Genomic DNA, 26,413 nt, shown 5'->3' on the forward strand with positions numbered 1-26,413 from the left:
AGGGGCTGACGGGGCGTGAGGGGGCAGCACATTGCGCCCGCCCCGAGCGACTGGTAATGAAACCAGACCAGTTTTGCGCCGGAGTGCATCATGCCCGTCATCACCTGTATCGACGATCTCAAACGCATCTATCGCCGCCGCGTGCCGAAGATGTTCTACGACTACACCGAGTCCGGCAGCTGGACCGAACAGACATTCCGCGAGAACAGCAGCGATTTTTCCGACATCTACCTGCGCCAGCGCGTCGCCGTGGACATGGCCGGGCGCAGCACCGCCAGCACCATGATCGGGCAGGATGTCTCGATGCCGGTGGCGCTGGCCCCGGTGGGGCTCACCGGGATGCAGCATGCCGACGGCGAGATCAAGGCCGCCCGCGCCGCCGAGGCCTTCGGCGTGCCCTTCACCCTTTCGACCATGTCGATCTGCTCGATCGAGGACATTGCCGAGAACACCAGCAAACCGTTCTGGATGCAGGTCTACACGCTCAAGGACGATGATTTCATGCAGCGCCTGTTCGACCGGGCGCGCGAGGCGAAATGCTCGGCCGCGATGATCACCGTGGATCTTCAGGTGCTGGGACAGCGCCACCGCGACCTCAAGAACGGCCTGAGCGCGCCACCCAAGCTCACACCGGCCTCGGTCGCCAACATGATGACCAAGGTGCAATGGGGCCTTGGGATGCTGGGCACCAAGCGGCGCTTCTTCGGCAATATCGTGGGTCATGCCAAGGGCGTGGCGGATCCCTCCTCGCTCAGCACATGGACCGCCGAGGCGTTCGATCCCTCGCTTGACTGGAACCGTATCCGCGAATTCCGCAAGATGTGGGACGGGCCGCTGATCATCAAGGGCATCATGGATGCGCGCGACGCGCGCGAGGCGCTCAATGTGGGGGCCGACGCGATCATCGTGTCCAATCATGGCGGGCGGCAGCTCGATGGCGCGCTCAGCGCGATCCGCGCCCTGCCCGCGATCATGGACGCCGTGGGCGACCGGATCGAGGTGCATCTCGACAGCGGCATCCGCAGCGGTCAGGACGTTCTCAAGGCGCTGGCGATGGGGGCCAAGGGCACCTATGTCGGGCGCGCCTATATCTATGGGCTGGGAGCGATGGGGCAGGCGGGCGTGACCCGCGCACTCGAGGTGATCCACAAGGAACTCGACGTCTCGATGGCGCTGTGCGGGCGCCGCGACGTGCGCGATCTCGACCGCGATATCCTGATGATCCCGGAAGGGTTCGAGGGACGCTGGCAGGCATAGATTTCGCGCGCCAGCGCAGATGGCGCGGACGGGCGCCTCCGGCGGGAGTATTTGGGGCAAGATGAAGCAAGCGGGCCGCGCAGCAAGGCGGCAAGGCCCGCGAAAGCGCGATCAGCCCTGTGCGGCGGTGATCAGCAATTCGACGCGGTAGTCGGGCGTGGCCAGTTTCGCCTCGCCGCAGGCGCGCGCGGGGGCGTGACCCTTGGGCACCCAGGCGTCCCAGACCGCATTCATCTCGGCAAAATCGGCCATGTCGGCCAGCCAGATTGTGCATTGCAGGATGCGTGTCGCGTCCGAACCGGCCTCGGCCAGAAGCGCCTCGGCTTTCTCGATGCAGGTGCGGGTCTGGTCGGCGACGCTGTCGCCGGGATTGCCCACCTGGCCCGCCAGGTAGATGGTGCCGTTATGGATGACCATCTGGCTCATGCGCTCGCCAGTATGGTGGCGGGTGATCTCGGTTGTCATTGGGGTTGTCCTTCTCGGGGTTGATGAAAGCGTTGCGGCGACAGCGCCGCGAGGGTGGCAGCGGAAAGGTCGGTGCGCCCGCCGGTGATCAGCGCGGCGCTGAGGCGCGCCAGCGCGGGGGCGGTCTGAACGCCGTAGCCGCCCTGTCCCGCCAGCCAGAAGAAGCCCTCGGCATCGGGGGCGAAACCGGCCACCGGGGTGCGGTCAGGCACGAAGCTGCGCAGCCCCGCCCAGTTGCGCTCGACCCGCGTGACCGGCACGGTCACGGCCTGTTCATAGCGATCCAGCCCCTCGGCCAGCACCATGTCATCGGCCCAAGCGTCATGCGGATCGACCGGGTCTTCGTCGGCGGGCGAGACCATCAGCTTGCCCGCCTCGGGCTTGGCATACCAGCGCTCCGTGATCGCGCCGAAGAGGGGCCAGTGATCGACCCGGTGGCCCTCGGGCGCGGGCAGGATCGCCGCCGAGCGGCGCATCGGACTCAGGCCCACCGGCGCGACCCCGGCCATATGCGCCACCGCATCGGCCCAGGCCCCGGCGGCATTGATCAGCACCGGCGCGCTATGGGTCTCGCCGCCCGCCGTCACCTGCCAGGATGTATGGGCGCGCGTGATGGCGTTGACCGGGGCGCCGGTCACCACCTCGCCGCCCCGCGCCTTCAAGAGGCGCGCATAGCCCTGCAACATGCGGTCCACGTCGATATCCTGCGCATCGCGCTCCAGCATCGCGGAGGCGATCGGACCAGGGCGCAGGATCGGCACCAGTTCGACGGCCTGCGCCGCGTCCAGCCGCTCGATCCCTGTCGCGCCCTCGCAATAGGCGTCGAGCACCGGCAGCTCTTCTTCGGTGGCGATCATCAGCTCGCCGCGCGGCGACAGGAGCGAGCGGTCCGAGATGCCTTCGGGGGATTCGAACACCGGCGCGGCGGCGGCGTTGAGCGCGCGCAGCGTGGCATTGCCGTAATTGCGGATGAAGATCGCCGCCGAGCGCCCGGTCGAATGATAGCCGAGCTGCGCCTCGCCCTCGATCAGCGTGACATTGGCATGGGCGGCCAGTTCCGCCGCCGCGCTGACCCCGGCGATGCCGCCGCCGATGACGATGATATCGGGATGCAGGCTCATGCGCCCTCGAAACCGGTCAGGACCGATGTCAGGTTCTCGCCCAGTTCGTCGCACAGATACCCGCCCTCCTGCACGAACAGCACCGGCAGGCCCAGCCCGGCGATGGCCGCGCCGATCCGGCCGAAACCCGGGGTGGTGACGGCGAAACCCTGGAACGGATCGCCCTCATAGGCATCAAGGCCAAGAGCCACCACCACGACATCCGCGCCGAACGCCTCGATCCGCGCGAGCCCGGTATCGAGCGCCTTGAGGAAGGCGTCGTCATCGGTGCCGCGCGCCAGCGGCAGGTTGAGGTTGTAGCCAAGGCCCCGCCCCGCGCCGCGCTCGTCGGCATGGCCCCAGAAGAACGGGTAGAAGCGCACCGGGTCGGCATGGAGCGACACCGTCAGCACATCGTCGCGATCATAGAAGATGCCCTGCGTGCCATTGCCGTGATGCACATCCACATCAAGGATCGCCGGGCGCAGCCCACGCATCCGCAGCCGCTCGGCGGCGATCCCGGAATTGTTGAGAAAGCAGAAGCCCCCGGCCAGATCGCCGAAGGCGTGATGCCCCGGCGGACGTGACAGCGCATAGGCGGCGCGCTCGCCCGCCGCCAGCAGGTCGGCGCCCGTCACCGCCACCTGCGCCGACCAATAGGCCGCCTCCCATGTGCCCTCGCCGATGGGACAGGCGGTATCGGCCTGGTGATACCCCGCCTGCCCCACCGCCGAGCGCGGATAGCTGTCGCTGCGATTGGCGGGGTGGATGTTGGGGATCACCTCTTCGCCGGCATCCGGGATGCGCCGCCAGCGGGTATAGATGTTTTGCAGGAAGGTCAGGTATTCGGGCGAATGCAGCGCCGCGATCGGCCCCATCCCGGCATCGCCCGGCCCCTGCATGGTGCAGCCCGCCTCGCGCGCGCCGCTCAGCAGCTTTTCGATACGCGCGGGTTGCTCGGGGCTTGGCAGCAGCTTGCCATTGGCCATGAAATGCTTGGGGTCATGGCGCCATTGCCGGTCGTCGAATACCGCTTTCATCCTGCGTTCCTCATCAGTTCCGCAAATCCCTCGGCCCCGAGCTTCATCACCGTCGCATCGGTCTGCGGCTCAAAGCCGAGCCTGTCATAGAACCGCCGCGAGGCGGTCGAATGGTCGTAGACCGCAAGCGTCAGCCACCGCGCGCGCCACAGCCGCCCGGCGCGCACACCCACCGCGCCCAGCAGACGCCGCCCCAGCCCGAGACCGCGCGCCGCATCCGCCACCCACAGGTCCGATACATACACGCCAGCCGCACCGCGCACAGTCGAAAACACCGGGCTGAACAGCGCCGCACCGCGCAACGCGCCATCCTCGAGCGCCAGCATCCCGTGCGCCGCCGGATGCGCGCCGCCCAGCGCGCGCGCCAGCGCCGCGCGCCCGGCCACATGGGAATCGCCCAGATCGCCGCTCAGGCGGCGCAGCGCCTGATCCAGCAGATCAAGGTCGCGCTCGGTCGTCGCAGGGCAAAGGACAATGTCTTTCATGGTCAAATCGCAGTTCTGTCCGCGCCTTTCAGCCCCAGCATATCGCGCGCCTTCGCGGGTGATGCAACCGTCCGGCCCAGCGCCTCGACGATGCCGCGGATCTTCACCACCTGTTCGGCATTGCTGCGCGCCAGCTGGCCGCGCGCGATTGTCAGGCTGTCTTCCAGACCGACGCGCACATGACCGCCCATCGCCGCCGCCATCGTTATCAGCGGCATCTGGTGACGCCCCGCCGCCAGCACCGAGAACATGTAATCCTTGCCGAAAAGCTTGTCGGCGATGCGGATCATATGGGTCAGGTTCTCGGGGTCGGCACCCATGCCCCCCAGCACGCCAAACACGAACTGGATGAACAGCGGCGCGCGCACCAGCCCGCGATCGACGAAATGCTTCAGCATGTAGAGATGCGACAAGTCATAGCACTCGAACTCGAACCGCGCACCGCGCTCCTGCCCCAGCTCGCTCAGAATGCGCGCGATGTCGCGCGGCGTGTTCTTGAACACGAGGTCGTCAGAGTCCTCAAGGAACGGCTTCTCCCAGTCGTGTTTCCATTCGGTAATCCGCTCCGCCGCCGGGTATAGGGCGAAATTCATCGACCCCATGTTGAGCGAGGCCATCTCGGGCTCGGCCCGCAAGGGCGCAGCCAGACGCTGATCGAGGCTCATGATCGCGCTGCCCCCGGTCGACAGGTTCAAGACCGCATCACAGCGTTGGTGGATCCGCGGCAGGAAGGCCATGAAATGATCCACCTCCGCCGAAGGCCGCCCGGTGTCCGGGTCGCGCGCATGCAGATGCAGGATCGACGCGCCCGCCTCGGCGGCACCGACGGCCTGTTCGGTGATCTCTTCGGCGCTCACCGGCAGGTGCGGCGACATCGAGGGCGTGTGAATCGAACCCGTGACCGCACAGGTGATGATGATGTCCGACATGGTCTATCCTGTCCTGCCTTAGGCGATCCGGTCCAGCTCGGGGCGGATCTCGTCGGTGAATTGCGCCAGCGACACATCCAGCATTTCGGTGATCTCGTCGAGATGCGTTTCGGTGACGATCATCGGCGGGGCGACGATGATATGGTCGCCCTCCACCCCGTCGCGGGTGCGGCGGGAGTAGACGATCAGCCCGTTGTCATAGGCAATGTTCACGAAACGGTCGAAGGCCTTCAGATGCTTGGGCAACGGCGCCTTGCTGCCGCGGTCGGCCATGAATTCGAACGCCGTCAACAGGCCCTTGCCGCGCACGTCGCCGATGATGCCATAGCGCTGCATCAACCCTTCCAGACGCTCGATCAGCCTATCGCCCATGATCGCGGCGTTGCGGGTCAGGCCCTGTCGCTCGATCTCGTCGATCACGGCGACACCGGCTGCGCAGGCCAGCGGGTTTCCGGCATAGGTATAGCCATGCAGGAAACCGCCATCATCCAGCACGGTCTCGACCAGCCGCTCATGCACCACCATCGCGCCCAGCGGCACGTAACCGGCGGCAAAGCCCTTGGACATGACGATGATATCGGGGCTGAGATTCCAGTGATCCGCCGCAAGAAACGCGCCGGTGCGCCCCGCGCCGGTCATGACCTCGTCGAGAATGAACAGGATGCCGTATTTGCGGCAGATCTCCTGCACCCGCTCCATGTATCCGCGCGGCGGCGGCAACGCCCCGGTCGATGCCCCGCCCACCGGCTCGACGATGAAGCCCAGCACGGTCTCGGGGCCTTCCTCGATGATCTTGGCCTCCAGCATATCGGCGTAATGATGCCCGGTCGCCTCGTCGTCGGGATCAAGCCCGTCAAGATAGGCGCGCGGCGCGGGCACCTTGGGCATGGCCTGCATCATCGGCGCGAAGGGCTGCGTGAGCGGCTCATAGGACGTGATCGCCAGCGCCCCCAGCGTGCAACCGTGATAGCTGGGCGCGCGGCTGATGATCTTCCAGCGGCTGCCCTCGCCCCTTGCCAGCGCGTATTGCCGCGCCATCTTCATCGCGCTTTCCACCGCCTCGGACCCGCCCGAGACAAAGAACACCCGATTCAGCCCCTCGGGGCACAGCGCGGCGGTCTTGGCGGCCAGTTCCTCGGATGCCTCGGTCTCGAAATGCAGGCGATAGCCGAATGTGGATTTCTCCATCTGGCGGCGCATCGCCTCCAGCACGTTCTCGTTGGAATGGCCGATATTGCACACCATCGCCCCGCTCGAGCCGTCGAGGTAACGCTTGCCGTCCACATCCCACATGTAGACGCCGCGCGCCTGGTCCAGCACCGGACGGCGCTGACGCCCCTGATAGAACAGATGGCTTGGTCTTTGATTCATCTTCTTACCCCGGCAAGGCGGCGCAATCCTGCGGCCGCAAAAGGAGATTGACCTCGGTGCCCTCGGCAAAGGGGTGGCCGTCGATCATGTTGATCGCCTGAAGCTGCGTGTCGCCTGCGCGCACGAAATAGCGCACAGCCTGGCCCTGGTAATCCACGGTTTCCACGTATGCCGGGACACTCACGACCCCATCGGGGGCGGGGGATTGCGACAGTTGAAGCTTCTCGGCGCGCACCACCAGCTTGGCGGGGCCAGGCCCCTTGATGAGCGGCGCCTTTTCGGCCGGAATCGCCAGCTTGCCGAAGATCGGCGCCTCGATGGCGACCTTGTCGGCGCCGATGTCGGTGCATTTGCCTTCGAGGATGTTGGAGGCGCCAAGGAAATTGGCGACAAATTCGCTGGACGGGGTGTTGTAGACCTCCTCGGGCGCGCCGACCTGTTCCACCCGGCCCGCCGACATCACCACGATCTGATCCGACATGGCCAGCGCCTCGGACTGGTCATGGGTCACGAAAACCGTGGTCACGCCGATCCGCTCCTGGATGCGCTTGAGTTCGACGCGCATGTCCTCGCGCAGGTTCGCGTCAAGCGCCGACAGCGGCTCGTCAAGCAGCAGCACGTCAGGTTCGATGACGATGGCGCGCGCCAGCGCGATGCGCTGTTGCTGCCCGCCCGACAGCGCCTTGGGATAACGGTCGCCCACGTCGGGCAGCTGCACCAGTTCCAGCGCCTCCTGCACGCGGCGGGGAATGTCGCTCGACGGCACGTCGCGGTATTTCAGCCCGAAGGCCACGTTCTCGGCCACGGTCTTGTGCGGAAACAGCGCGTAGTTCTGGAACACCAGCCCCAGGTTGCGCTTGTGGATCGGCACGTCGTTGACGCGCTTGCCCCCGATCAGGATCTCTCCCTCGGTCGGGTCCAGCAGCCCCGCGATCATCCGCAGGTTGGTGGTCTTGCCGCAACCCGACGGCCCCAGCAGCGTGACGAAAGCGCCCTCGGCGATCTCCAGAGAAGACCGGTGCACGGCGGTGAAATTGCCGAAACGCTTGACGATGTTGTTCAGGGTGACGGCGCTCATCCAGGGCCTCCTGCGGCAGGAAATTCAGGTGTCGTCGGGCGATCCCGGCACCACATGGGCCGGAACCGCCGCCGTTTCGCTCGGCTCAGTAGCCCTTCTGGACGCGCCCGAAGGTCTTGGACCATTCCTGCTCGTTGCCGTTCCAGTAGGCCGGATCGGCAAAGGTCAGCCCGTCCAGCTTGCCGGTCGGATCGAAGGCGGGCAGGGTCGGGATCTTGTCGCCCAGATCCACCTTCTGCGGGTCAAGCGCCGGCGGATAGTTCTGCCCCTCGGCCACCGCGATCGAGGTCTCGGGCGCCAGCATGAAGTTCAGCAGCTCCTCGCAGGCCTCCATGGGGCTGCCCTTGATCACGAACAGGCATTCCTGCCAGCCCATGCCGTTGGGCGGGTCGATGTAACCCATATCGTGGCCCTGCTCCTGAAGCGCATAGATGCGGCCCGACCAGCCCTCGGTCACATAGATCTCTTCCTCGGCCAGCAGGCTCATCAGCTCGGCACCCGAGCCCCAGTATTTGAGGCTGAGGTCGCGATGCTTGCGCACGGCATCCCAAGCGGCTTCGATATCCTCGATGTTGTTGGGGTCCTGCCCGGTCTGCAACGCCGCATACCAGAGCCGCGTGCGCCAGTCGCTCCAGCCCGCGATCTTGCCCTTGTAGGCCTCGTCGATCAGCAGCATCGCGCCCTTTTCCTTGGCCTCCTCGTCCGAGATATGCTTGCGGTTATAGGCGATACCGGTGGTGCCGTAGTCATAGGGCACACAGGACAGCTTGCCATCGCTCACCTTGCGGAACACGTCGACCAGCTTGGGGATGACGAATTCGAGGTTCGGGATGTTGTCCTCGTTCAGCTCGGCGCTCAGGCCCAGGTTGTGATAACGCGCGTAATCGAACACGCCCGACAGGTGGGCGATGTTGTATTCGCCCTCCTGGCTGGCCTTGACGCGGCTCAGATACTCGTCGCCGCCCCCGAAGGTGCCGTCCACCACCTCGATCCCGGTCTTGGCGGTATAGGGATCAAAGGCATGTTCGCGGAACGCCTCGGACACGACGCCGCCCCAGCCGTCGAACCGCACCTGGCTCACGGTCTGGGCATTGGCATAGCGTGCAAAGGGCGTGGTGACGCCATAAGCCAAACCGGCCGCGCCGATCAGGCCAAGGAAGGAGCGGCGGTCGAGATCGCCGTTCATGTAACGCTCGCGCAACCGCTCGTAGCGTGTGGTGTTGTCCATCTTCTTGGTCATCGATCACTCCTTGTTGAGATGGGTTTTTATTATGTCGCGACCGGCTCTAGCCGCCGCTCTTGGTTGACAGTTTGCGCGCCAGCGCCAGCCCCAGCAGGGGCAGGCCGACGGTCATCAGGATCATCACCGTGCCCAGCGCGTTGATCTCGGGGCTGATCGAATTGCGCAGCATCGCGAAAATCTGCGTCGGCACGGTCTCGACGCCGCCCGGCTTCCAGAACAGCGTGCCGGTGATGTCGTCGAAACTGATCGTAAAGGCGAACAGCGCCCCCGCCAGAACTGCCGGCAGCATCAGGGGCAGCGTCACCTGGAAAAACGTCTGGCGCGGGCTGGCGCCAAGGCTCATCGCGGCCTCTTCGACATCGCGCTTGATCGAAACCAGCCGCGCCTGCACCACCAGGATCACGAAAGGCAGGGTAAAGATGACATGCCCCAGCAGCAGCAGGGTAAAGCTCTTGTTGATCTGAAGGAAGTTCAGGAACAAGAGCAGCGCCACCGCCAGCACCACCTCGGGCACCAGGATCGGCGCGATCAGCAACGTCGAGATCATGTTCGCCCCCGGCACCCGGTAACGGACCAGAGCAAGGCTCGCCAGAACCCCCAGCGTGGTCGATATGGTCGCTGTCAGCAGGCCCAGGACAACCGATGTGCGGAACGCCCGCAGGATCGCGTCATTCTGCGCCAGTTCCACGAACCAGCGAAACGAAAACCCGGTCATCGGGAAGCTGCCGAACTGGCTGGCGTTGAAGCTCAGAAGAACCACGACCGCCACCGGCAGGAACATGAAGATATAGACGAGCACCGTCCAGGCGCGCACCAGGTTCCAGCCGATCGAAGCCCCCTCACGCATCAGCCCAGCCCCTTCATCAGTTGCGCCATGCCCAGATAGCGGTTGTAGATCAGCACCAGTGCGCCCAGCACCGCCAGCAGCATCAGGCTCAGCGCCGACCCCAGCGGCCAGTTGAGCTGCGTGATGATCGCCTCGAAGACAAGATTCGCGAACATCGCATCGCTCGGCCCGCCCAGGACCAGCGGCGTGATATAGGTGCCTGCGCCCAGCACGAAACATAGCAGCCCGCCCGCCGCCAGGCCCGGAAGCGACAACGGCAGCGTCACCTGCAGGAACGCCTGCCAGCGCGTCGCGCCCAGGGAATTGGCGGCATCCTCGAGATTGGTGTCGATCCCGTCGAGACTGACAAAGACGTTCAGCACCATGAAGGGCAGCAGGAAGTGCACGAGCCCCAGGATCACGGTGGTTTCATTGTAAAGCATCTGGATCGGATCATCGATCAGGCCCAGCCAGATCAGCGCCGAATTCAGCGCGCCCGACACGCCCAGGATGTTGATCCAGCTCATCGTGCGGATGATGTAGCTGATCCAGAACGGCAGCATCAGCAACAGCAGCAGGATCACCTTGTTGCCCTTGGCGCGGGCGATGAAATACGCCGCCGGATAGCCCATCACGGCGCAGACGAAGGTGGTGATCGCCGCGATCTTGAGCGTGTTGAGCAGGATGTCGCGATAGAACGCGTCGCTCAACGCCTCCTGCCAGTTGTCGAGGAAAAAGCCCACCTCGTCGGCGCCCGTCGCCGTGCGCAGCCAGAATGAATAGATCACGATGAAAATCAGCGGCACGAACAGCAGCAGCGCCACCGCCGTCAGGGCCGGTGACAACAAGATCCAAGGTTGCCGCGCCTCTCGGGCTTCGACCGACATATGCTTCCCTTCCTGTCGCGCGCCCGTTTTTGGCCGGGCTTGCTTTCACGATGCAAAGGGGGCAATCATTTATCAAATAGATAATTGGAATTTTCACTATAGATGAAATCAATGGACGTCCCCGACCACGCCGACCGTTTCATGCGGGATCTGGACTGGAACCTCTTGCGCAGTTTCGTCGTGCTGGCACAGTCCCGCTCGGTGACCGAGGCCGCCCACAAGCTGCGCCTGACCCAGCCATCGGTCTCGACCGCGCTCAAACGGCTGGAAGACCGCGTGGGGCGACGCCTCATCGACCGCAAACCGGGGCATTTCGAACTCACGCGCGCTGGCGAGCTGCTCTACCGCGAGGCGGTGGACATCCAGGGTTCGATCCTGCGTCTCTCGACCCTGATGCGCGAAATGACCGACGAGGTGACAGGCCATGTGCGCATCGCGCTGGCCAGCCACGTGGTCTGCCCGCTGCTTGATGGCGTGCTCTCCGAATTTCACGCCGAGCACCCCCGCGCGACCCTCTCGATCGAGGTGCTCTCCTCGGCCGAGGCGATCGGCTCGGTCACGGGGCGATTCTCGTCCTTCGCGGTCTGTCTTGTGCATGAGCGCAATCCCAAGCTGGAATACCTGCGCATCTACCGCGAGTTCTTCGGCCTGTTCTGCGGCCCGCCGCATCCGCTCTTCGGGCGCAAGAACCTGACCCGCGCCGACCTTGCCGGGCATTCCGCCGTCAGCTTCGACACCGACCGCCTTCAGGACGCGCTCAAACCCGTGGCCCTGATGCGCGCCGAGGCCGATATGGGCGAGGCAGTGATCGGCACCTCCAGCCATCTCGAAGAGGTCCGCCGCATGGTGATCGCGGGTCTGGGCATCGGCCCCCTGCCCGTCCATGTCGCCAAGCGCGATGTGGATGACGGTGTCATGTGGCAATTACCCCCCTATGACAATCCGCCCCCCATCGACGTTCATGTGGTCTGGAACCCCAAGGCGACGCTCAACCGCGCCGAACAATCCCTGCTCGACAGGCTGCTCGAACGTATCGAAGCGACCCCGATGGACCAGCGCACCTATCGCTGATCCTATGACCCTTGCGCCTTGGTAACCTCGACGATTGCGCGTTGAACGCTTTGATCCTGCTTCGAGCGGTATGTGTAGATCGAGATGTCCAGCTTGTGCGCCCCCTTGACCGCAGTCAACTGACCCTCCGCTTTCTTGATGTTCGGGCCAGGGATAAGCGCGCGCAGCGATGCACTGGCGAATACGGCGCCAAGCGACGGATGACGGACTTTCGTCAGACGATAGCCCGCATTCCGGAGCCCGACCTCGAACTCAGGCGTCAGCTGGTAAAACACGAGCTTGCGGCCCTCGACCGGCTGTTCACTCGAACCGATACTGAATTGGCATTCGCCGGGCTCGGTGACCAGAAGCGTCGAGTCGATCTTGGCGACATACTCGCCCTGCCAATGACCACTATAGATGTTCTGGTCGCCCTTCACCGTCTTCTTGAACGGGGCGCGGCTCAGAGCAGCATCATTCACCCGCTGGCCCTCCATCCGCGCCACACAGGCCTGGATCAGGTCGTCAGTATGCTCTCTCAGGTCGTGCCGGCGGGTCTCGCCCAGCTGGCGCCAATCCTCGATCCGCCGTTGCTCTTCCTCCGGTGACATTGACACGCCACAGGCGGTCAGCGTCAGCGCGGAGACGATGAGAATCGAAAATGACGTTCTGAGTTTCATGATACACCTCTGATGGAACCGTTGGTCCGGCGCAGGCACTTTGACGCGAGCCCGGATGGTTCGATCGGATAGCCATCAAGCGCGCCGAATAGAAGTTGCGCCGAGGCAGTTTCCGCACGGCCTTTTCAGGTGGTTCAAAAAGGTCACAACCGAGGCCGGACGTGCGCTACTGCGCGGAGTTTCACACGGACCGGCGCGAGCAGCATCAGGGGGTCAGGCGTGGGTTTCGGCTTTCGTACAAAACCGGCGTACAAAACGGACGTTTTGTACGTCTGCGCACGGTCGGATCAGTTCGCTTCATCCTCCAGATGGAGCTTCATGTCGATCAATACCTGCTGCAGATGAGTGGTCTCCCGCAACAGCCGTTTGGCCTCGTTCACGGTGATGACTCCATCCTCGATCGACTGCTGGTATTCGGCCATAAGCATCGCAAATCGTTGGGATAATGCGATCACATCGCTATTGATCCCGTTGCTGCGGCGGTTCTTGCGATCGGCACCATCAAAGCTCAGGCTGATCCCCCGCAGCTCGGCCAGTGCCGCCGTCACATGCGGATAAGACGCCGCCTCCTCCAAAGCCGCCACCGCATCCACCGGCATGAACCGATCCGCATGCTCATCATGATCCGAGTAATATCGCCCCAAAGTCGCTTTGGATTTGCCTGTCAACGCGCAGGCCGGTTCGATACCCACATCCTTCACAAGCGCCTCTGTATGCTTCTTGAGATAACTCCGAATGGTCGACATTCACTCATCCTTACCGAACGCCATCAAGGGGCAGGGGAAACCGAAAGGTCGTTTCCCATTATGGCGTTTAGCTTGAAATGTCATTGAAACGCAATCCCGGCGATGACCGGGAGCCTGATGTCCCGCGGTTCGCTGCGGGACGGGGTGGGGTCGGGCATTTTCCGGGGTTTCGGCCCCGTGTCCAACCTCTCGACGCGGCGCATGTGCCCATCCCCGGGAGTCAAATCCCAGCACAGGCGCGACGGCGGGAGGTCATGACCTCACCCCACTTCGCTTTTCAGACGATCGCCAATGTGACTGGCCTGCCCTGCCAACGGCTTTGGTCTCAGGCCCGCTCGACCAGCACGGAACCCACCGAATATCCTGCGCCGAAGGAACAGATCAGACCCTTGTCGCCCGCCGCAAGGTCTTCGGAATACTTGGAAAACGCAATGATCGAGCCCGCCGAAGAGGTGTTGGCATAGTCCTGAAGGATATTGGGCTGCTCGTCGGTTTCCGGCACCCGGCCCAGAACCTTGCGGCCGATGAAATCGTTCATCGACTTGTTGGCCTGATGCAACCACAGGCGCTTGAGCTGCCCGGCCTCGATGCCTTCATCCGCCAGATGGCTTGCGATATGGGCCGATACCAGCGGCAGCACCTCCTTGAAGACCTTGCGGCCCTCCTGCATGAAGAGCATGTCGCGCCTGTCAGCCATGCCGTCGGGCCGGTTGCGGCGCAGAAAACCGTTATTGTTGCGGATGTTGTTCGAGAACTGTGTCGCGCAGCGGGTCGAGCGCACGAGGAAATGCGCGCCTTGCGCGTCCTCGGCGCGTTCCAGAACAACAGCGGTACAGACATCGCCGAAGATGAAGTGGCAATCGCGGTCGCGCCATTCCAGATGCCCCGAGCAAATTTCGGGATTGACCACCAGCGCGCGGCGGACCGAGCCCGCGCGGATCATGTCCGCCGCCGCCTGGATACCGAAGGTCGCCGAGGAACAGGCCACGTTCATATCAAAGGCGAATCCGCCCGCCCCCAGAAGATCCTGTATCTCGATCGCCACCGCCGGATAGGGGCGCTCGTGGTTCGAGGCCGCACAGATCACCAGGTCGATCGCATCGGCACCAAGCCCCGCTTGCGCCAGGGCGCTGTTGCAAGCCTCGAGCGCCATCTCGGCCATGATCGACGGCTCCTCATCGCTGCGTTGTCGCAAGAGCGGGTGCATGACGCTGGGATCAAGAACACCGGTCTTGTCCATCACGAAGCGCTGTTGGATCCCCGAGGCGCTGAGGATGAAGTCGGAGGACGATTGCGGTTTGGCTTCCAGGTCACCTGCCGCGATGGCGTCGGCGTTTTCGGCATTGAACCTTTGCGCATAGGCGTTGAAGGCGGCGACCAGTTCGTCATTGGTGATGACCTGGTCTGGTGTGTAGACGCCGGTGCCGCTGATCGCGGGTACATGCATGGAAACTCTCCCAGATTGGTCGGGCCAGATCATACCAAGGGTGCCGCGGGGTCAAGTGTGACGGAACGGCAGGCGCTCCGTGCCAGGCTCCGCCTGTCTAATTGACCCGATTGGGCGGCTCGGCACCGCTCAGCGCCGCATGAAGGTTCTCGACCGCCATCAGCCCCATAGCCTCGCGCACCTCCAGCGCCGCCGTGCCAAGATGCGGCAGGATGGTCACATTCTCCATGACGCGCAACGCATCGGGAACCTTGGGTTCATGCTCGTAAACATCGAGCCCGGCCCCAGCGATCCGCCCTACCTGAAGTGCTGCGATCAACGCCACCTCCTTGACCACATCGCCACGCGCGATGTTGATGAAATAGGCGCTGCGCTTCATCGCGGAGAACAGGTCGGCGCCGATCATGTGGTGGGTCTCGGTTCCGCCGGGCACGGCAACCACGACGAAATCCGCAACCGCCGCCAGATCCAGAAGGGTCTCGGCCCGGCTGGCCGGAAAATCGAGGCTTTTCTGCGAGCGGTTGAAATAGACCACGTCCATCCCGAAGCCATGATGACAGCGGCGCGCGATCGCCTGGCCGATGCGTCCCATGCCGATGATCCCGACCGTCTTGCCCGTCACATGCAGACCCAGCATCTGGGTCGGGTGCCAGCCCTTCCAAAGGCCCGCGCGCACGAGCCGCTCGCCCTCACCGGCGCGACGCGCGCTCATCAGGATCAGGGTCATCGCGATATCCGCCGTGGCGTCGGTGACAGCGCCAGGCGTATTGGTGACGATCACCCCGGCAGCCTTGGCCGCGGCGACATCTATGTGATTGTAACCAACCCCGAAATTCGCGAGCACCTTGCAGCGCGGGTTCTCGGTATCGCGGAAAACCTCAGCCGAGAACATATCCCCCAAGGTCGGCAGGACACCGTCATAGAGCGCGAGCGCGGCGCGCATCTGACCGATCTTCAACGGCGCGGTTTCCTCGCGCACCTCGATATCCTCGAACAATTCGCGCGCGCGTGTAAGTACGGTTTCGGGCAATGGACGGGTCAGGTAGACACGGCTCAATGCATTCTCTCCCCGTTGGGGACCGGGCTGTCTGGACGCAACAGGACGATCTCGCCCTGCTCGTCCGAAAGCCCAAGAACCAGGACCTCGGACATGAATGGCCCGATCTGGCGCGGCGGAAAATTGGTGACGGCGATCACCTGTCGGCCGGGCAGATCGTCAGGCGTGTAATGCGCGGTGATCTGAGCGCTGGTCTTCTTTTCCCCCAGGTCCGGGCCGAAATCTATCCAGAGCTTTATGGCAGGCTTGCGCGCCTCCGGGAAGGGTTCCGCGCGCGTCACGGTGCCGACCCGGATGTCGACCTTGAGGAAATCCTCGATCCCGATCAGATCAGCCATTGCGCAACTCCCTTGAGCGGCCCGCAGCGGCCCTGACCGTATCTTTCATCAACGGTGGCAGGCCGCGCGCCTCGTCCATCAGCACCTCGAGTCCGGCCTGCGTGGTGCCGTTGGGGCTTGTCACGTTGACCCGAAGCTGCGCGGGGGTTTCATCCGCGGCCTCGGCCAGCGCGCCGGCGCCGGCGACCGTCGCCTTGGCCAGCTGCATCGCGAGATCGGGCGCCAGGCCCTCGGCCTCCCCGGCCTTGGCGAGGCATTCGATCATGTGAAACACATAGGCCGGACCCGAGCCGGAGACACCGGTGACGGCGTCCATCTGGTCCTCGCTATCGAGACGCACCACTTGCCCGACCGCGGACAAGAGTTCCTCGGCTAGGTCCAGATGGCCAGCGCCGGCATGGACGTTGCCGATGATCGCCGAGATTCCGCGCGCCACCGCAGCGGGGGTGTTGGGCATCGCGCGGATGATCGGGCTTTGGGCGCCAAGTGTTTGTTCCAATGAAGAAATTGGCGTTCCGGCTGCAACCGAAATGAACAGTGTCGCGCCGTTTCCCATCGCCGCGATCGTGGGGAGCGCGTCGCCCATCATCTGGGGTTTGACAGCAATCAGGACGATGGCGGGGGATGCGGGTAGGTCGGCATTGATCTTGACCCCGGTCGACTTCAGCCACTCCGACGGTTTCGGGTCGATCACCCAGACCGATCCGGGCGGCAATCCACTTGCCAGCCAGCCTTGGAGCATGGCCGATCCCATCTTGCCACAGCCCAATAAAACAAGGCCATTGCGCGCGACATCATCCATATTCATGCGGTCATCCCTCTGCCTGTTTTTCCGTTTGCACAGGTGCAGGGATACGCGCGGCGCGGGGGGTGTGCAATGGCGCCGCGCGTGTCAGGCGCGGCCGTAGGCTTCGGCGATGGCGGCCTGAAGCGCCTGTTGCGGTGTGCGGTCGCCCCATACAACCAATTGAAATGCCGGATAAAATCGCTCTGAATTGGTGACGGCGGCGCGGATGAGGGTATCCACCTGGTCGGGGCTCACGGCCTGCGCGCCGGTCATCACCAGACCATAGCGATAGACCATCAGTTTCTGCTCGTCCCAGTAGGTGAAAGCGCCCGCCCAGCACTGATCGTTCACATCGTTAAGCATATGATACAAAACGGAAAGTTTATCTTCGGGGGGCTCCATCTCGAAGGTGCAAACCATGCGCAGGGTCTCGTCGAATGGGGACCAGGCGAGGGTGATGGAGTAGGTGCGCCAGAGGCCTTCGACGGCCATCGCGATCTGATCGTCGCCTATACGGTCGAAATCCCAGTCGTGATGTTCGGCCAGATGTTCAACGATATCAATGGGATGAAGGTCTTCCTGCATGAACTGCTCGGACAGTGCCATGGCGCCACCTCTTTGAGTTGTAGCGTCAGGGCGTTGCAGCGCCCCAAGCGCTAGGTGCCTGCTCTAAGGACAGGGGAGAATTCCTCCGTGTCCTACAAGATATGGTGCGCGGTTTGAAAGAACCTGTAAAGCTATTTGTTGGGGATAAACACAATAAGTTGTGGATGAAATCAAAAGCGCCGCAAGATCGGGCAACTCCTTTTCCAGCCTGCCCCGACAGCTTGGATTCCGTACAAAACGTCTGTTTTGTACTGTGGTTTTGTACGGATTCCGGCACGTCGCGGCGGAAGTTGGTACAAAACGATTTCGGAAGGGTTTTGAGCGCCCCTCAGACGGGCGATCCGACCGGCCATCATCGCCCCGCCGGAAGCATGAAGCCGCAGCGCGGCCGGGCGGGTGACAGGTGCCTTCTGACGCCTGCCGTTCACCGCCTGAAGGCCGCGACGCGAACGGGCGCGTCCCGGCAAGAAGCCAGTTGCTATTTCTTCGCCGACTCGAGCGCGTCGAGGCGGGCCTTGAGGGCCTCGTTTTCCTCGCGGGCTTTCTGGGCCATTGCGCGCACGGCGTCGAATTCCTCGCGGGTGACGAAATCGCGATCGGCCAGCCAGCGGTCGATCATGGATTTCATCGCCGTTTCGGCCTCTTCGCGCGCGCCCTGCGCCACGCCCATGGCGTTGGTCATCAGTTGCGATATATCGTCCAGCACCTTGTTGCGGGTCTGCATGTCATTCTCCGGAAAACTGTTTTCCCCTATATGAGCGCGCAACCCCTTCGGGACAAGGATTGACTTCCCCGATCAACCAGAGGCACAGAGACGCACATGCAGGCCATGATCCCCTTTCCCGACATCTCGCCCGAGATTTTCTCGGTCAGCCTTTTCGGCATGGAATTCGCGCTGCGCTGGTATGCGCTGGCCTATATCGTGGGCATCGTCATCGGCTGGCGGCTGGTGGTCGCCACGGTCAGGCGCCCGCATCTGTGGGCCAATGATACGCCACCGATGGATGCGCGCGCGGTCGAGGACCTGCTGACATGGGTGATCCTCGGGGTGATCCTTGGCGGACGGCTGGGCTTCGTGATCTTCTACCAGCCGGCCTATTACCTGGCGAACCCGATCGAGATCCTGCAGGTCTGGCAGGGGGGTATGTCGTTTCATGGCGGCTTGCTGGGCGTGGTCACGGCCTGCCTGCTGTTTTCCTGGCGGCGCGGCATCCGCTGGCTGTCGGTGGCGGATGTGCTGTGCATGGCGACGCCTGCGGGCCTGTTGCTGGGACGCATCGCCAATTTCATCAATGCCGAGCTTTGGGGGCGGCCAACGGACCTGCCCTGGGGCGTGGTGTTCCCGCGCGCCGCCGCGCAGGATTGCCCCGGCCTCGAGGGGCCTTGCGCGCGCCATCCCTCGCAGCTTTACGAAGCGGGGCTTGAGGGGCTGGTGCTGGGCGCTGTGCTGTTGTGGCTGGTCTGGGCACGCGGGGCGCTGAAATTTCCGGGGCTGGCAACGGGCGTCTTTTTCGCCGGTTACGGGCTGTCGCGTTTCATGGTCGAGTTCGTGCGCCAGGCCGATCCGCAATTCATCACGCCTGACAACCCGATGGGCTATGTGCTTCATGCGGGCGGCGTGGGCCTGAGCATGGGGCAGCTTCTGTCGCTGCCGATGGTGGTGCTGGGACTGGTCTTTATCCTGTGGGCGCGCAGGCATCCGGCATGACGGCGCTGCGCGATATCCTGATCGCGCGCATCCGGGATGGCGGGGCGATGCCTCTGGCGGATTACATGGCGGAGTGCCTGATGCACCCCGAACATGGCTACTACGCCACGCGCGACCCGCTGGGCGCGACGGGGGATTTCACGACCGCGCCGGAAATCAGCCAGCTTTTCGGAGAGCTGATGGGCCTTGCGCTGGCGCAGGCGTGGCTGGATCAGGGGGCGCCCGCGCCCTTCACGCTGGCCGAATGCGGCCCCGGACGCGGCACGCTGATGGCGGATCTTCTGCGCGCGACGCGGGGCGTGCCGGGATTTCACGCGGCGATGCGCCTGCATCTGGTCGAGGCCTCGCCCGCGCTGCGGGCGGTGCAGCGGGCCACGCTGGGGCGTGATGACGTCACATGGCTTGATGAGGTTGCGGATCTGCCCGAGGCGCCGCTTTTCCTCATCGCGAACGAGTTCTTCGACGCGCTGCCGATCCGGCAGTTCATACGTGCGGGTGCAGGCGCGGGCTGGTGCGAGCGCTGCGTGGGCGTCAGTGACGGCAAGCTGGTGCCCGAAGCGGGCGCACCAACGCAGGTGGCGCAGCTGGCGCGCCGCCTTGAGGATACGCGCGAGGGCGATGTCGTCGAGATCTGTGAGGCGGGCGAGGCGGCTGCCGACGTGATCGGTGCGCGTATCGCGGCGCATGGCGGCGCGGCGCTGATCGTGGATTACGGCGGCTGGCGCACCCTGGGCGATACGTTCCAGGCGGTGCGCCGTCATCAGCGCGCCGATCCGTTCGAGGCGCCCGGCATGGCCGACCTGACGGCGCATGTGGATTTCGAGGCGCTGGCGCGGGCGGCGGCCCCGGCAAAGCACACGCGCCCGACGCCGCAGGGCGTGGTCCTCGAGCGGCTGGGCGTGACGGCGCGCGCGCAGGTTCTGGCGAAGGCGTTGGAAGGCGAGGCGCTGGAAAGCCATATTGCCGCACATCGGCGCTTGACCCATCCGCAGGAAATGGGGACGCTCTTTCAGGTGCTAGGACTTTACCCTCCCAATGCGGCGCCGCCGCCCGGATGTGACGCATGACGCTGGAAATCATCACCGCCGACAGTCTGTCCCCGTTCCGGCACGGGTTCTTTACCCGCCGCGGGGGGGCGTCTTCGGGTGTGTTCGAGGGGCTCAATTGCGGGCCGGGGTCGTCCGACCAGTCCGAGATCGTTCGCATCAACCGCGCCCGCGTCGCCGAAGCGATGGGAGTGGCAAGCGACCATCTGCTGACGCTCGACCAGGTGCATTCGGCGGATGCGGTCACGGTGGATCGCCCGCTGGAGCAGCGGCCGCGCGCGGATGCGCTGGTCACGGCCAGTCCGGGTGTGGCGGTGGCGGTGCTGACCGCCGATTGCCAGCCAGTGCTGCTGGCGGATGCGAAGGCGGGCGTGGTGGGCGCGGCCCATGCGGGCTGGCGCGGAGCGCTGGACGGCGTGCTGGAGGCGACGCTGGACGCGATGGCGGATCTGGGCGCGCGTCGCGAGGATATCATCGCGGTGATCGGCCCCGCGATCAGCCAGGCGGCCTATGAGGTCGGCCCCGAGTTCCTGGAGACCTTCGCTGCCGAAGATCCCGGCAACACGCGCTTCTTCGCCAATGGCGAGGATGGACGTTACCTGTTCGACCTGCCCGGCTATGGGCTGGAGCGGCTGCGCGCGGCGGGTGTGGGCCGTGCGGAATGGACCCGCCACTGCACCTATGCAGACCCGGCGCGGTTCTTTTCCTATCGGCGCGCCTGTCACGCGGGCGAGGCGGATTACGGGCGGCTGATCTCGGCGATCCGGCTCTGAAATCGGGCAGGATGGGGGCAGAGCGGCCCACAATCCCGCCCGATTTGATGGCGCAGCGGAGGCGCCTTGCGTGCCGGGGGGCTAGAATTTCTCTCAATTTATTCAATGTTTCGCCGTTTCCGATAGAGGGGCTGCGGCTGTTCACATTTCATGCGGCGCCCTGTGAAAATATGCGTGAAAAATCTTTGTGCGTGCCAAATCCCGGCCCCAAAGCGACGCCATAGTATCGGCAAATGCGGATCAACCGCCGAGCAGACGAGAGGAAAGACAGATGAAGAAGCGTTGGATGAAATCGGTGATCGAAACCAGCCAGCAGGCCCTGCCGCCCCTGCCCTATGGGCGCAAGGCCCGTGTCGCCGCGGCGGCGCCGCGCAAGCTGCGCAGCGCCTGAGAGCGAAGCGATTCGCCGCCCCGTGTGGTGAAATGTGGCAAACCGGTTCACGCTGGCGGGACAAACCCATCCCCGCCCGCGTCATTTTGTGGACAAGAGAAACAATAGCCCTGAAAATTTGACATAAATCAGGCTTTTCGGCGACCTATCGAGCGTAGAAGAAATTAATATTTAATGTCCTTCTGTCGTTGTCGGTGGGGGCCGGCGCGGTTGTGACTACCTCGAAGGTGACACAACATGTCCATCCCCAATACGGCTGCGTCCTTTTCCCAGGATATGAAAACTCCGCCCGCGTCCGTCAGCAAGACGAGACCGGATGCCGTGCGCAAGGCGCGGATGATGCGACGCTACCGGATCCGGTCGCTGCGCGAGGACGGATCCGTGCATGAGACCGAGAATATCGGCCCGGCCACGCCCGTTTTCGAGAAGGCCTTTTCCGCCTTCGCCCGTGGCACGCTGATCAAGACCACGACCGGGCCGGTCGCTGTCGAGGATCTGGAGCCGGGCATGATGCTGATCACCGCCGAGCACGGGCCGTCGCAATTGCTGTGGATCGGGTCGATGACGCTGGTGCCCGATGCCGAGGGGCTGGCGCCGCAGGATTGCCGGATCACCCGGATCATGCCGGATGCTTTCGGCATGGAGCGTCCGATGACCAACATGATGGCCGGACCGGGCGCGCGGCTGCTGGCGCGGCCGCCCAGCCTGCGCGACAGTTTCGGCGGCGAACGCTTGCTGACCCCGCCGCGCGACCTGGCCGATGGCATGAATGTCGTCGAGGTCACGCCGCCCAGTTCGGTCGCGGTCTATCACCTGTGCCTGCGCGACCACGCGACGATCACCGCCGGCGGCCTCGAGTTCGAGACCTTCCACCCCGGCGCCGGGTTCGAGCGGCATATGAGCCCGAACCTTCTGGCCCTGTTCCTGTCGTTCTTTCCGCATATCCGCGAGGCGAGCGATTTCGGCAGCGTGTCGCATCTGCGCCTGCCGTTCTCGGGTGCCACATCGATGGATGCGGCCTGAGCGGGGTGGCCTGCGCGCCGCCCGTCACGCCAGCCGCTTGAGCCGTTCCTCGAGGATGTCGAAGGGCACGCCCGGTTCATCCTTGGCGCCGCGAATGACCAGCGATGTCTTGACGCTGGCGACATTGTCGGCGGCGGTCAGCTCCTCGGTCAGGAAGCGCTGAAATGTGCTCAGATCGGGGGCGACGCATTTCAGGATGAAATCCACCTCGCCATTGAGCATGTGACACTCGCGCACCAGCGGCCAGTTGCGGCAGCGGGTCTCGAAGGCACTCAGATCCGCCTCGGCCTGGCTTTGCAGGCCGACCATCGCGAAGACCTGGACTTCGAATCCGAGCTCGCGCGCGTCCACATCGGCATGATAGCCCCGGATATAGCCCTGTTCCTCGAGGGTGCGCACGCGTCGCAGACAGGGTGGCGCCGAGATTCCGACCCGTCGGGCCAGTTCGACATTGGTCATGCGCCCATCGGCCTGAAGTTCGGCAAGAATCTTGCGGTCGATCTCGTCGAGGCGGGTGGCAGCCATGATTCGCTCCAAGCAGTGAATTCGGAAAAGTTATAAACCACCTGCGGGCGCGCGCAATAATGTTTCAAGGTTTGGCAATTTTCTTAGGGGGTTCTTGTTTCCAGATAAGATACAATACTCAAAACATGCGGTTTTGTTCCCCAGGATTGCAGGAATGAGGCGGAATTATGATTTAAAAATGTCGACTCTCTGGTTATTATGTTACGCAGAGTGTGCTTTGCCATTTTTCGGTAGGTCTATTTTTTTCAACTGTATTATCGGAGGGATAACCATGCCCAATACAATTCTCAAATCAGTGGCGCTTTCTGTCGGCCTTGCCTTTGGCTCGCTGACCGCTGCCAGCGCTGCCACTGTGGATACGGTCCTGTCACTGGTGATCGACGTGTCCGGCAGCATCGACTCGACAGAATACAATCTGCAGATGAAGGGCTACGAGGACGCGTTCCGCGATAGCGGCATCCAGAATGCGATCACCGACACGTCCGATGGCCGCAATGGCTCGATCGCGGTCAACCTGATCCAGTTCGGCACCACGGCTTCGCAGCGGATCGGATTTACGCTGATTGACTCAGCCGCGGCGGCGAACGCCTTCGCCGACTTGATTAGCAACGTCTCTCGTTTCAACAGCAATTCGACCGGTGTCGGCGAGGGTATCGAACTGGCGTCAACGACGATCTCCAGCTGGCTGCAGAACAACAGTGCAGGCCGCGCGGTGATCGACGTCTCTGGCGATGGGACGAACAACGCGGGCGTGTCCCCCTCGGTGGCGCGTGATGCCGCGCTTGCCGCCGATGTGGATGCGATCAACGCGATCGCGATCCAATCGACCACACTGCAAGCCTATTTCGACAACAATGTCGTGGGTGGCACCAATTCCTTCAGCCTGTTCGCGTCGGATTTCGATGCTTTCGACTCGGCGATCAAGCGCAAGCTGAAAGCCGAAATCACCGGCACCAACCCGATCCCGCTGCCCGCAGGTGCGTGGCTTCTGCTGAGCGGTATCGGTGGGCTGGCAGCACTGCGCCGGCGCAAGAAGGCCTGATACGGCCCTCGTAAAATCATCAAGGGAAAGGCCCGCCGGGATCACCGCGCGGGCCTTTTTCATGCCCCCAGACATGACAATCGCGACATGCGGCGATGATGGGGTTTCTACCGGCCAGCGGGAGGGTTATATGCAGCCTGACCCGCAACACCGGAGATTCCCCATGGCCGAGAACCGTCACACCAAATGCCTGATCATCGGATCCGGGCCTGCCGGCTATACCGCCGGGGTCTATGCCAGCCGCGCAATGCTGGAGCCGATCCTTGTGCAGGGGATCGAACCGGGCGGGCAGTTGACCACCACGACCGAGGTCGAGAACTGGCCCGGCGACAACGAGGTGCAGGGGCCGGACCTAATGCTGCGCATGGAGGCCCACGCCAAGGCGATGGGCTGCGAGATCATCGGCGACATCATCACGGATCTCGATGTGCAGAGCCGCCCCTTCGTGGCGAAGGGTGACAGCGGTGCGGTCTATACGGCCGATGCGGTGATCATGGCGACCGGGGCGCGGGCCAGGTGGCTGGGGCTTGAAAGCGAAGAGGCGTTCAAGGGCTTTGGTGTCAGCGCCTGCGCCACCTGTGACGGGTTCTTCTATCGCGGCGAGGAGATCGTGGTGATCGGCGGCGGCAACACGGCCGTTGAAGAGGCGCTGTTCCTGACGAATTTCGCATCGAAAGTCACCCTGATCCATCGCCGCGACGAACTGCGCGCCGAACAGATCCTGCAAAACCGCCTGCTCAAGCATCCCAAGATCGAGACCCTGTGGTTTCACGAGCTCGAAGAGGTGCTGGGCGAGGAGAACCCCAAGGGCGTCACCGGCGTGCGCGTGAAAAGCAACCGGACAGGCAAGACGACCGACATCCCCTGCAAGGGCGTGTTCATCGCCATCGGCCACGCCCCCGCCAGCGAGCTGGTCAAGGGCAAGGTCGACATGCATCACGGCGATTACGTCAAGGTCGAGCCGGGCAGCACCCGCACCTCGATTCCCGGCCTCTTCGCGGCGGGCGATCTGACCGATCACATCTACCGCCAGGCGGTCACCAGCGCGGGCATGGGCTGCATGGCGGCGCTCGATGCCGAGAAATTCATCGCCGAAATGGATGACTGAACCGGACAGGCCGGGGGCTCTGCCCCCGGACCCCCGAGGTATTTCACGCCAGATGAAGGCCTGAACGCCCCGGCTTCATCTTGCTGAAAATACGCATGCCGAAGATTCACGGGCAGGACGGACCTGCGGCCGGGCCGCGATCCTAGGCACCGGGGGTCATTCGGCGCTTTGCGCGAGGGGGCCTGCCACGATGTTCAGGTCGAGATCGAGCGTGGCCGTCATCCCTTCGGACGAGAAGGCGCGGCTGAAGCTGCCGCCCAGCGAGGACTCGACCGTGCTGTGGCACATCCGTGTGCCGAAGCCCTCGACATGCGGCTGTGACAGGCTTGAGCAGCCATCGAAGCGCTCGGTCCAGCGGATCTTCAGACGCTCGAGCTGGCACTCTGCGCGAATGATGAGACCGCCTCCGCATTCGGAGAGGCCGCCGTATTTCACGGCGTTGGTGGCGAGTTCATAGATCACCAGGGTCAGGGGCGTGATCGCGGCGGAGCAGACCGGCAGGTCGGGGAGGTCGAGCTCGACGGGCGCGTCGCCGGTGAAGGGCTCGAGGATCAGGGCCAGGATGTTTTCGAGCCGCTTGCTCTCGGGGGCTGCATCGGTGGGAGCGCTGAGCGCGAGGGTATGGACCGAGGCCAGGGCGTTGAGCCGGTCGCGCATCGCCGAGACGAGATCGGGAACGGAGTGTGTCTGACGGGCGGTGACGGCGAGCAGCCCCCCGGCGAGGGCATAGGCGTTGCCGACGCGGTGGCGCATTTCCGACAGGAGCAGGTGCTGGCGTTCCTCGGCCTCTTTCTGAAGGGAGATGTCGCGGGCGATCGATGAGGCGCCGATGACCCGGCCTGCGGAGTCGCGCACCGGGGAGACCGTCAGGGAAATGGGCACGAGCGTGCCGTCCTTGCGCCGCCGCGTGGTTTCAAAATGCGCGATCTGCTCGCCGCGTTGCAGCCGGGCGATGAGATCCGCCTCTTCATCCTTGAGATCGTCGGGGAAGATGATCGTGATATGTTGGCCGATCACCTCGTCGGCGGCGTAGCCGAAGAGCTGTTGGGCGGCGGGATTCCAGCTCAGGATGATGCTGTCGAGGCTCTTGGTGATGATCGCGTCGCTCGAGCCTTCGACGATTGCGGCCAGATGTTGCTGGAGGCTTTCCGATCTGTGCATGGTGAACGCGCCCGATGTTATTCTTGCTTTGGCCGGCAGGATACAAGAACGGGGGCGCGCCGCAAGTCGACGGGCGCGGTGGATCGCGGGCCTGTGCGCAGCCGTGCAGGACCGATGGGAAGCATGGCGGCACGCCTGACAATGGCGACGATATCCCGGCAGATCCATTGCCTCTGCGGCACTGTCGGCCAAGCCATTGCAGCACTGAAACAGCACGGGTGCGTGTTCTTTTCCGGGTCACGGG

General features: G+C 63.9%; 28 protein-coding genes. 8 read left to right on the forward strand and 20 right to left on the reverse strand.

All coding sequences use genetic code 11. The features are described 5' to 3' along the window. The first annotated feature begins 90 nt into the window (after positions 1–90). A complete protein-coding gene (locus tag ROH8110_RS07565) occupies positions 91–1,257 on the forward strand; it encodes an alpha-hydroxy acid oxidase (protein WP_085817171.1) in 1,167 nt (388 codons plus the stop codon). A 111-nt stretch (positions 1,258–1,368) separates the two neighbouring features. Here the strand turns inward: ROH8110_RS07565 and ROH8110_RS07570 are convergent, their stop codons facing one another. The 10 genes from ROH8110_RS07570 to ROH8110_RS07615 form a co-directional block, all read right to left on the reverse strand. Next, positions 1,369–1,722, reverse strand: coding sequence for a RidA family protein (locus tag ROH8110_RS07570; protein WP_085817172.1), 354 nt, complete (start codon positions 1,720–1,722; stop codon positions 1,369–1,371). After that, positions 1,719–2,843 carry an NAD(P)/FAD-dependent oxidoreductase gene (locus ROH8110_RS07575; protein WP_085817173.1) on the reverse strand — a complete coding sequence of 375 codons (1,125 nt, stop codon included), beginning with the start codon at positions 2,841–2,843 and terminating at the stop codon, positions 1,719–1,721. Before ROH8110_RS07575 ends, ROH8110_RS07570 begins: the two co-directional genes overlap by 4 nt. Then, on the reverse strand, positions 2,840–3,862 hold the full coding sequence (locus ROH8110_RS07580) for a histone deacetylase family protein (RefSeq protein WP_085817174.1): 1,023 nt from the start codon (positions 3,860–3,862) through the stop codon (positions 2,840–2,842). Before ROH8110_RS07580 ends, ROH8110_RS07575 begins: the two co-directional genes overlap by 4 nt. Continuing rightward, the gene (locus ROH8110_RS07585) at positions 3,859–4,347 is read right to left on the reverse strand and encodes a GNAT family N-acetyltransferase (RefSeq protein WP_085817175.1); all 489 of its coding nucleotides are present in this window, start codon (positions 4,345–4,347) and stop codon (positions 3,859–3,861) included. The genes ROH8110_RS07580 and ROH8110_RS07585 overlap by 4 nt, the downstream gene beginning before the upstream one ends. 2 nt (positions 4,348–4,349) lie before the next feature. Continuing rightward, positions 4,350–5,276 (reverse strand): 3,5-dioxohexanoate:acetyl-CoA acetone transferase, encoded by a 927-nt coding sequence (gene kce / locus ROH8110_RS07590; protein ID WP_085817176.1) that lies wholly within the window; start codon positions 5,274–5,276, stop codon positions 4,350–4,352. An 18-nt stretch (positions 5,277–5,294) separates the two neighbouring features. After that, positions 5,295–6,647: an aminotransferase family protein gene (locus ROH8110_RS07595; RefSeq protein WP_085817177.1), complete on the reverse strand. Its 1,353-nt coding sequence runs from the start codon at positions 6,645–6,647 to the stop codon at positions 5,295–5,297. A 4-nt stretch (positions 6,648–6,651) separates the two neighbouring features. Then, positions 6,652–7,725, reverse strand: coding sequence for an ABC transporter ATP-binding protein (locus tag ROH8110_RS07600; RefSeq protein ID WP_085817178.1), 1,074 nt, complete (start codon positions 7,723–7,725; stop codon positions 6,652–6,654). Positions 7,726–7,810: 85 nt separating this feature from the next. Then, the gene (locus tag ROH8110_RS07605) at positions 7,811–8,953 is read right to left on the reverse strand and encodes an extracellular solute-binding protein (protein WP_085817789.1); all 1,143 of its coding nucleotides are present in this window, start codon (positions 8,951–8,953) and stop codon (positions 7,811–7,813) included. Positions 8,954–9,011: 58 nt separating this feature from the next. After that, positions 9,012–9,815: an ABC transporter permease gene (locus ROH8110_RS07610; RefSeq protein ID WP_245962823.1), complete on the reverse strand. Its 804-nt coding sequence runs from the start codon at positions 9,813–9,815 to the stop codon at positions 9,012–9,014. Then, positions 9,815–10,681, reverse strand: a complete 867-nt coding sequence (locus ROH8110_RS07615) for an ABC transporter permease (RefSeq protein ID WP_085817179.1) — start codon at positions 10,679–10,681, stop codon at positions 9,815–9,817. Before ROH8110_RS07615 ends, ROH8110_RS07610 begins: the two co-directional genes overlap by 1 nt. A 111-nt stretch (positions 10,682–10,792) precedes the next feature. Here ROH8110_RS07615 and ROH8110_RS07620 point away from each other — a divergent pair, with 111 nt between their 5' ends. Further along, positions 10,793–11,752 (forward strand): LysR family transcriptional regulator, encoded by a 960-nt coding sequence (locus tag ROH8110_RS07620; RefSeq protein ID WP_085817180.1) that lies wholly within the window; start codon positions 10,793–10,795, stop codon positions 11,750–11,752. 2 nt (positions 11,753–11,754) lie between these two features. Here ROH8110_RS07620 and ROH8110_RS07625 read toward each other — a convergent pair whose 3' ends face one another. From ROH8110_RS07625 to ROH8110_RS07660, 8 genes are all read right to left on the reverse strand, one after another. Beyond that, positions 11,755–12,411: a hypothetical protein gene (locus ROH8110_RS07625; protein WP_085817181.1), complete on the reverse strand. Its 657-nt coding sequence runs from the start codon at positions 12,409–12,411 to the stop codon at positions 11,755–11,757. A gap of 287 nt (positions 12,412–12,698) precedes the next feature. Then, on the reverse strand, positions 12,699–13,157 hold the full coding sequence (locus ROH8110_RS07630; protein ID WP_085817182.1) for a phage regulatory CII family protein: 459 nt from the start codon (positions 13,155–13,157) through the stop codon (positions 12,699–12,701). Between the two features lie 325 nt (positions 13,158–13,482). Beyond that, positions 13,483–14,604, reverse strand: coding sequence for a beta-ketoacyl-ACP synthase III (locus ROH8110_RS07635; RefSeq protein ID WP_085817183.1), 1,122 nt, complete (start codon positions 14,602–14,604; stop codon positions 13,483–13,485). Positions 14,605–14,701: 97 nt separating this feature from the next. Beyond that, entirely contained in the window at positions 14,702–15,661 is a 960-nt protein-coding gene (locus ROH8110_RS07640) for a 2-hydroxyacid dehydrogenase (protein ID WP_085817184.1), read from the reverse strand. Next, positions 15,658–15,999: a tRNA-binding protein gene (locus ROH8110_RS07645; protein ID WP_085817185.1), complete on the reverse strand. Its 342-nt coding sequence runs from the start codon at positions 15,997–15,999 to the stop codon at positions 15,658–15,660. Before ROH8110_RS07645 ends, ROH8110_RS07640 begins: the two co-directional genes overlap by 4 nt. Beyond that, positions 15,992–16,807: a pyrroline-5-carboxylate reductase gene (gene proC / locus ROH8110_RS07650; protein ID WP_085817186.1), complete on the reverse strand. Its 816-nt coding sequence runs from the start codon at positions 16,805–16,807 to the stop codon at positions 15,992–15,994. The genes ROH8110_RS07645 and proC overlap by 8 nt, the downstream gene beginning before the upstream one ends. An 84-nt stretch (positions 16,808–16,891) precedes the next feature. Continuing rightward, positions 16,892–17,392, reverse strand: coding sequence for a type III secretion system chaperone family protein (locus tag ROH8110_RS07655; RefSeq protein ID WP_085817187.1), 501 nt, complete (start codon positions 17,390–17,392; stop codon positions 16,892–16,894). A 478-nt stretch (positions 17,393–17,870) separates the two neighbouring features. Next, a complete protein-coding gene (locus ROH8110_RS07660) occupies positions 17,871–18,116 on the reverse strand; it encodes an accessory factor UbiK family protein (RefSeq protein ID WP_085817188.1) in 246 nt (81 codons plus the stop codon). A gap of 96 nt (positions 18,117–18,212) precedes the next feature. Between ROH8110_RS07660 and lgt the strand changes: the two genes are divergently transcribed. The 4 genes from lgt (at position 18,213) to ROH8110_RS07680 (ending at position 22,333) form a co-directional block, all read left to right on the forward strand. Beyond that, on the forward strand, positions 18,213–19,100 hold the full coding sequence (gene lgt / locus ROH8110_RS07665; RefSeq protein WP_085817189.1) for a prolipoprotein diacylglyceryl transferase: 888 nt from the start codon (positions 18,213–18,215) through the stop codon (positions 19,098–19,100). Continuing rightward, a complete protein-coding gene (locus tag ROH8110_RS07670; RefSeq protein WP_085817791.1) occupies positions 19,097–20,167 on the forward strand; it encodes a class I SAM-dependent methyltransferase in 1,071 nt (356 codons plus the stop codon). The genes lgt and ROH8110_RS07670 overlap by 4 nt, the downstream gene beginning before the upstream one ends. After that, complete coding sequence (pgeF, locus tag ROH8110_RS07675; protein ID WP_085817190.1) at positions 20,164–20,919, forward strand: peptidoglycan editing factor PgeF; 756 nt, start codon at positions 20,164–20,166, stop codon at positions 20,917–20,919. Before ROH8110_RS07670 ends, pgeF begins: the two co-directional genes overlap by 4 nt. 628 nt (positions 20,920–21,547) lie before the next feature. Then, on the forward strand, positions 21,548–22,333 hold the full coding sequence (locus ROH8110_RS07680) for a Hint domain-containing protein (RefSeq protein WP_085817191.1): 786 nt from the start codon (positions 21,548–21,550) through the stop codon (positions 22,331–22,333). A gap of 24 nt (positions 22,334–22,357) precedes the next feature. Here ROH8110_RS07680 and ROH8110_RS07685 read toward each other — a convergent pair whose 3' ends face one another. Further along, complete coding sequence (locus tag ROH8110_RS07685) at positions 22,358–22,858, reverse strand: Lrp/AsnC family transcriptional regulator (RefSeq protein ID WP_085817192.1); 501 nt, start codon at positions 22,856–22,858, stop codon at positions 22,358–22,360. 295 nt (positions 22,859–23,153) lie between these two features. On the opposite strand from ROH8110_RS07685, the gene ROH8110_RS07690 reads away from it, so the two are divergent. Further along, positions 23,154–23,900: a DUF1194 domain-containing protein gene (locus ROH8110_RS07690; protein ID WP_170156495.1), complete on the forward strand. Its 747-nt coding sequence runs from the start codon at positions 23,154–23,156 to the stop codon at positions 23,898–23,900. A 163-nt stretch (positions 23,901–24,063) separates the two neighbouring features. Then, the gene (gene trxB, locus ROH8110_RS07695; RefSeq protein ID WP_085817194.1) at positions 24,064–25,008 is read left to right on the forward strand and encodes a thioredoxin-disulfide reductase; all 945 of its coding nucleotides are present in this window, start codon (positions 24,064–24,066) and stop codon (positions 25,006–25,008) included. 156 nt (positions 25,009–25,164) lie between these two features. On the opposite strand, the gene ROH8110_RS07700 is transcribed toward trxB, so the two are convergent. Further along, a complete protein-coding gene (locus ROH8110_RS07700; protein ID WP_170156494.1) occupies positions 25,165–26,169 on the reverse strand; it encodes a PAS domain-containing HWE histidine kinase family protein in 1,005 nt (334 codons plus the stop codon). Positions 26,170–26,413 lie beyond the last annotated feature (244 nt).

Origin of the sequence: Roseovarius halotolerans, assembly GCF_900172255.1 — a bacterium.
In the GTDB taxonomy this organism is placed as follows: Bacteria; Pseudomonadota; Alphaproteobacteria; order Rhodobacterales; family Rhodobacteraceae; genus Roseovarius; species Roseovarius halotolerans.

Coding starts and splice junctions, on each gene's coding strand:
- ROH8110_RS07615 (WP_085817179.1), bottom strand. CDS start 10,681: ATGTCGGTCGAAGCCCGAGAGGCGCGGCAACCTTGGATCTTGTTGTCA.
- lgt (WP_085817189.1), top strand. CDS start 18,213: ATGCAGGCCATGATCCCCTTTCCCGACATCTCGCCCGAGATTTTCTCG.
- ROH8110_RS07595 (WP_085817177.1), bottom strand. CDS start 6,647: ATGAATCAAAGACCAAGCCATCTGTTCTATCAGGGGCGTCAGCGCCGT.
- pgeF (WP_085817190.1), top strand. CDS start 20,164: ATGACGCTGGAAATCATCACCGCCGACAGTCTGTCCCCGTTCCGGCAC.
- ROH8110_RS07575 (WP_085817173.1), bottom strand. CDS start 2,843: ATGAGCCTGCATCCCGATATCATCGTCATCGGCGGCGGCATCGCCGGG.
- ROH8110_RS07680 (WP_085817191.1), top strand. CDS start 21,548: ATGTCCATCCCCAATACGGCTGCGTCCTTTTCCCAGGATATGAAAACT.
- ROH8110_RS07660 (WP_085817188.1), bottom strand. CDS start 18,116: ATGCAGACCCGCAACAAGGTGCTGGACGATATATCGCAACTGATGACC.
- ROH8110_RS07685 (WP_085817192.1), bottom strand. CDS start 22,858: ATGGCTGCCACCCGCCTCGACGAGATCGACCGCAAGATTCTTGCCGAA.
- ROH8110_RS07605 (WP_085817789.1), bottom strand. CDS start 8,953: ATGGACAACACCACACGCTACGAGCGGTTGCGCGAGCGTTACATGAAC.
- ROH8110_RS07600 (WP_085817178.1), bottom strand. CDS start 7,725: ATGAGCGCCGTCACCCTGAACAACATCGTCAAGCGTTTCGGCAATTTC.
- ROH8110_RS07565 (WP_085817171.1), top strand. CDS start 91: ATGCCCGTCATCACCTGTATCGACGATCTCAAACGCATCTATCGCCGC.
- ROH8110_RS07620 (WP_085817180.1), top strand. CDS start 10,793: ATGGACGTCCCCGACCACGCCGACCGTTTCATGCGGGATCTGGACTGG.
- ROH8110_RS07645 (WP_085817185.1), bottom strand. CDS start 15,999: ATGGCTGATCTGATCGGGATCGAGGATTTCCTCAAGGTCGACATCCGG.
- ROH8110_RS07610 (WP_245962823.1), bottom strand. CDS start 9,815: ATGCGTGAGGGGGCTTCGATCGGCTGGAACCTGGTGCGCGCCTGGACG.
- proC (WP_085817186.1), bottom strand. CDS start 16,807: ATGAATATGGATGATGTCGCGCGCAATGGCCTTGTTTTATTGGGCTGT.
- ROH8110_RS07580 (WP_085817174.1), bottom strand. CDS start 3,862: ATGAAAGCGGTATTCGACGACCGGCAATGGCGCCATGACCCCAAGCAT.
- kce (WP_085817176.1), bottom strand. CDS start 5,276: ATGTCGGACATCATCATCACCTGTGCGGTCACGGGTTCGATTCACACG.
- ROH8110_RS07570 (WP_085817172.1), bottom strand. CDS start 1,722: ATGACAACCGAGATCACCCGCCACCATACTGGCGAGCGCATGAGCCAG.
- ROH8110_RS07630 (WP_085817182.1), bottom strand. CDS start 13,157: ATGTCGACCATTCGGAGTTATCTCAAGAAGCATACAGAGGCGCTTGTG.
- ROH8110_RS07635 (WP_085817183.1), bottom strand. CDS start 14,604: ATGCATGTACCCGCGATCAGCGGCACCGGCGTCTACACACCAGACCAG.
- ROH8110_RS07585 (WP_085817175.1), bottom strand. CDS start 4,347: ATGAAAGACATTGTCCTTTGCCCTGCGACGACCGAGCGCGACCTTGAT.
- ROH8110_RS07655 (WP_085817187.1), bottom strand. CDS start 17,392: ATGGCACTGTCCGAGCAGTTCATGCAGGAAGACCTTCATCCCATTGAT.
- ROH8110_RS07700 (WP_170156494.1), bottom strand. CDS start 26,169: ATGCACAGATCGGAAAGCCTCCAGCAACATCTGGCCGCAATCGTCGAA.
- trxB (WP_085817194.1), top strand. CDS start 24,064: ATGGCCGAGAACCGTCACACCAAATGCCTGATCATCGGATCCGGGCCT.
- ROH8110_RS07625 (WP_085817181.1), bottom strand. CDS start 12,411: ATGAAACTCAGAACGTCATTTTCGATTCTCATCGTCTCCGCGCTGACG.
- ROH8110_RS07670 (WP_085817791.1), top strand. CDS start 19,097: ATGACGGCGCTGCGCGATATCCTGATCGCGCGCATCCGGGATGGCGGG.